This is a genomic window from Streptomyces sp. SID12501 (assembly GCF_010550245.1).
GTDB lineage: Bacteria > Actinomycetota > Actinomycetes > Streptomycetales > Streptomycetaceae > Streptomyces.
On sequence record NZ_JAAGLU010000264.1, the window covers coordinates 1 to 611 of the forward strand.

1 protein-coding gene is annotated in these 611 nt (G+C 75.0%); it reads left to right on the forward strand.

Going from position 1 to position 611, the window contains the following annotated elements; all coding sequences use genetic code 11:
* Positions 1-611, forward strand: a 611-nt coding sequence (locus G3I71_RS45630; RefSeq protein WP_164324834.1) for an AMP-binding protein, incomplete at both ends; no start/stop codon positions are given.

Here is a 611-nt window from a genome sequence, read left to right on the forward strand (position 1 = left end):
TGCTCACAGGCGGCTGCGTGGTCGTCGCCCCGCCCCGGAAACTCGACGTCGCCGGCCTGGAACGGGTCCTCACCGAACACCGGGTGACCGGACTCTGGCTCACCGCCGGACTGTTCCGGCTCGTCGCCGAAGAGGCACCCGGCTCCCTGGCCGGCGTCCGCGAGGTGTGGACGGGCGGCGACGTCGTACCGGCCGCGGCGGTCCGTCGGGTCCGCGAGGCCTGCCCCGGCACCGTCGTCGCCGACGGCTACGGCCCCACCGAGACGACCACCTTCGCCCTCGGCCACGTCATCGCCACGGACCGGCCCGTACCGGCCCACGTCCCCGTCGGACGGCCGCTCGACAACATGCGGGTCTACGTCCTGGACGCGGCGCTGCGCCCCGTCCCGGTATCGGTCGCCGGCGAGCTGTACATCGGCGGCGCCGGCCTCGCCCGCGGCTACACCGGCCGGCAGTCCCTCACGGCCGAACGGTTCGTGGCCGACCCGTTCGGCCCCGCCGGCGCCCGGATGTACCGCACCGGGGACCTGGCCCGGTGGAGCGGCGACGGCGTCGTGGAGTTCGTCGGCCGCGCCGACGAGAAGGTCAAGCTGCGCGGCTTCCACATCGAA